The sequence below is a fragment of the Grylomicrobium aquisgranense genome, assembly GCF_033971865.1.
GTDB classification, from domain to species: Bacteria; Bacillota_I; Bacilli_A; order Erysipelotrichales; family Erysipelotrichaceae; genus Bulleidia; species Bulleidia massiliensis.
In genome coordinates, this window is sequence record NZ_JALBUR010000063.1 from 1 (window position 1) to 3689 (window position 3689).

Consider the following 3689-nt stretch of genomic DNA (forward strand, 5'->3'; position numbering starts at 1 on the left):
CACCATCTGCAACTGGCCTGACAATTGATTGAACAGGAACAGGGGGCTTTCCCCTGTTTTTTGGATGGGATTGTTTTCGCAAGATGACATGCTGGCATTTACCGCCGGCATGGGCAGGTGATATAATAAAAACGCTAAGAAGGAGGAGTTTCTTTACAATGTCTAAGGTTACTGTGAAAGATCTGGACGTAAGAGGCAAGCATGTCATTGTACGTGTTGACTTCAACGTTCCGCACAAGGGCAGCGTCATTACGGATGACAATCGTGTCCGTGCAGCTCTGCCTACGATTCAATATCTGACTGAGAATGGTGCAAAGGTTCTGCTGCTGAGCCATCTGGGCAAGATTAAGACGGAAGAGGACAAGGCCAAGAATGACATGTCCATCGTCGCTGACTGCCTGGCTAAGCTGCAGAGTGCTCCGGTGAAGTTTGTCAATGCGACAAGAGGACCTGAACTGGAGAATGCTGTCAAGGAGCAGGCTGAGGGTACGATCGTTCTGATGCAGAATACCCGTTATGAGAAGGGTGAGACAAAGAATGATCCGGAGCTTGGCAAGTACTGGGCTTCCCTGGGCGATCTGTTCGTTGAGGATGCTTTTGGCTCTGTGCACAGAGCACACGCTTCCACTGTTGGTATCCCGAGCAATCTGCCGAAGGACTGCAGTGCTGTAGGTTTCCTGGTTGAGAAGGAGCTCAATGTTCTGGGCAAGGCTCTGAATGATCCGGCCCGTCCGTTTGTTGCAATTCTGGGCGGTGCCAAGGTTTCCGACAAGATCGGTGTCATTGAGAACCTGCTGAAGATTGCTGACAAGGTCATCATCGGCGGCGGCATGTCCTATACATTCTCTGCTGCACAGGGCGGCAAGGTTGGTACTTCTCTGCTGGAAGCCGACAAGGAAGATCTTGCAAAGGAATTCATGGAAAAGGGCAAGGGCAAGCTGTTCCTGCCGGTAGATACGGTTGTTGCCAATGACTTCGACAATCCGACTGATGTCAAGACTGTCAAGGCTGGTGAGATTCCGGATGGCTACATGGGACTGGATATCGGCCCTGAGACAGTAAAGCTGTTCCAGAAGGAACTGGCTGGTGCCAAGACCGTATTCTGGAATGGTCCGATGGGTGTGTTTGAGAAGCCTGCATTTGCAAAGGGCACAGAAGCTGTCTGTGAGACACTGGCTGGCCTGGAAGGCGCTACAACCATCATCGGCGGCGGCGATTCTGCTTCTGCAGCCAAGAACCTTGGATTTGCGGACAAGTTCTCCCACATTTCCACTGGCGGCGGTGCTTCGCTTGAATTCATGGAAGGAAAGGAGCTCCCGGGAGTCGCTGTGATTCCTGAGAAGTAAGGATATGGCAAGAAGACCTATTATCTTTGGTAACTGGAAGATGAATAAGACACCTTCTGAAGCACTTGAGTTCTTCAAGGGCATGGAAGGTTATGTAACAGGCAATGAAGCTGCCGAGTATGGTATCGGTGCTCCGTTTGTTGATCTGGACGTTGCTGTTAAGAATGCAGGCGCCATCAAGGTTGCTGCAGAAAACTGCAACGAGAAGGACAGCGGTGCCTATACAGGTGAGGTCAGTGTGCCGATGCTGAAGGAAGTTGGCATCACATACTGCATCATCGGTCATTCTGAGAGACGTACATACTATGCTGAGACAAGTGCACACTGCGCTGCCAAGGCAAAGAGACTGTTCGAGGCTGATATTACCCCGATCCTGTGCGTTGGTGAGACCGAGGCCGAGTATGATGCCGGCAAGACTGCTGAAGTTCTCAAGACTGAGCTGACAGAGAGCCTGGCTGGTCTGAGTGCTGATGAAGTCAGCAGAATGGTCATTGCGTATGAGCCGATCTGGGCAATTGGTACTGGCAAGAGCGCTGATGTCAATACAGCTGAGTCCTGCTGCAAGCTTGTCCGTGATACGGTCAAGGGCCTGTATGATGAGGCTACTGGTGAGGCTGTCCGCATCCAGTATGGCGGATCCGTCAAGCCGAACAACATCCGTGAGTATATGGCCTGCGCTGATATCGATGGCGCATTGATCGGCGGTGCTTCTTTGAAGGTTGATTCCTTCAAGCAGCTCGTTGATGCGACTAAGTAAGGTTTCTACAGGATTCTTTCCTGGAAACAATAGGTACTGATTAAGGAGGAAATATCTAGATGCCTAATTTTATTGATCCGATTGCTGAAGTTCATGCACGTGAGGTTCTTGATTCCCGCGGCAACCCTACTGTTGAGTGCGAGATTACAACTGAGTCTGGTGCATTTGGCCGTGCGATTGTACCTTCCGGTGCTTCTACTGGTGAAAGAGAAGCTCTGGAGCTTCGTGATGGCGATAAGTCCCGTTTCGGTGGCAAGGGCGTTCTGAAGGCTGTTGCTAACGTTAACGAGAAGATTGCACCGGCTGTCATTGGCCTGAATGTCTTCGATCAGCCGCTGATTGATAAGACCATGCTGGATCTCGATGGCACAGAGTTCAAGAGCAACCTGGGTGCAAATGCTACTCTGGCTGTTTCTCTGGCTGCTGCTCATGCAGGTGCTGATTCCTGCGGTCTGCCGCTGTACAAGTACATCGGTGGTACAAATGGCAAGGTTCTGCCTGTTCCGATGATGAATGTCCTCAATGGCGGCAAGCATGCTGATTCTGCTGCTGACTGCCAGGAGTACATGATCATGCCAGTTGGTGCCAAGAACGTTCATGAGGCTGTCCGCATGGGTGCTGAAGTATTCCATGAGCTGAAGAAGGTCCTCAAGAAGTATGGCTACAACACAGGTGTTGGTGATGAAGGCGGCTATGCACCGGATTCCATCAAGGGCGGCAATGGTCCGCTGGAGACTCTGGGCAATGAAGGCCCTCTGGCTCTGATGAAGGAAGCTGTTGAGGCTACTGGCTACAAGCTGGGTGAAGATATCTGCTTCGCTATGGATCCGGCTTCTTCTGAGTTCTACAACGAAGAGACTGGCAAGTATGAGCTGAAGAGATCCGGCGAAGGCGAGAAGACATCTGAAGAGATGATCGAGATGTATGAGAAGTGGGTTGAGAAGTATCCGCTGATCTCTCTGGAAGATGGCCTTGCTGAGAACGACTGGGATGGCTGGGTGAAGCTGAGAGAGAGACTCGGCGACAAGATCCAGCTGGTTGGCGATGACCTGTTTGTTACCAACACTAAGTTCATCAAGAAGGGTATTGACCTGCATGCAGCCAATGCCGTTCTGATCAAGCTCAACCAGATCGGTACTCTGACAGAGACACTGAACGCTATCGAAATGGCTAAGGAAGCTGGCTGGACAGCTGTTGTTTCCCACCGTTCCGGTGAGTCCGAGGACACCACAATTGCAGACCTCGTTGTTGCTACAAATGCCGGCCAGATCAAGACAGGTTCCATGAGCCGTACTGACCGTATTGCCAAGTACAACGAGCTGATGAGAATTGAGGAAGAACTCGGTGATGTTGCTGAATACCGTGGCAAGAAGGCTTTCTACAACGTCAAGGAACTCTCCAAGTAAGCATCATTGATCATCTGATTCATAAAAGGGAAGCTCATGTGCTTCCCTTTTTGCTGTAGTGTGTCGGGCATGGCACACATCTAGCCTGCAATAGAGGCAGGCCGCGGGTATTTGTCGCCAAGCGAAGTGAACTACCAGCCGAGGGTGAATAACCCAGAGCGAAAGCAGTAGCTAGCATAT

3 protein-coding genes are annotated in these 3689 nt (G+C 51.0%); all 3 read left to right on the forward strand.

What is annotated here, in order from left to right; all coding sequences use genetic code 11:
• Positions 1–158: 158 nt before the first annotated feature.
• The 3 genes from MOZ60_RS11310 to eno are packed head-to-tail and all read left to right on the forward strand — an operon-like array spanning position 159 to position 3509.
• Complete coding sequence (locus tag MOZ60_RS11310) at positions 159–1346, forward strand: phosphoglycerate kinase (RefSeq protein WP_108774356.1); 1188 nt, start codon at positions 159–161, stop codon at positions 1344–1346.
• 4 nt (positions 1347–1350) lie between these two features.
• Positions 1351–2103 (forward strand): triose-phosphate isomerase, encoded by a 753-nt coding sequence (gene tpiA / locus MOZ60_RS11315; protein ID WP_108774355.1) that lies wholly within the window; start codon positions 1351–1353, stop codon positions 2101–2103.
• 59 nt (positions 2104–2162) lie between these two features.
• Entirely contained in the window at positions 2163–3509 is a 1347-nt protein-coding gene (gene eno / locus MOZ60_RS11320; protein WP_342587727.1) for a phosphopyruvate hydratase, read from the forward strand.
• Positions 3510–3689: the final 180 nt, after the last annotated feature.

Coding starts and splice junctions, on each gene's coding strand:
- MOZ60_RS11310 (WP_108774356.1), top strand. CDS start 159: ATGTCTAAGGTTACTGTGAAAGATCTGGACGTAAGAGGCAAGCATGTC.
- tpiA (WP_108774355.1), top strand. CDS start 1,351: ATGGCAAGAAGACCTATTATCTTTGGTAACTGGAAGATGAATAAGACA.
- eno (WP_342587727.1), top strand. CDS start 2,163: ATGCCTAATTTTATTGATCCGATTGCTGAAGTTCATGCACGTGAGGTT.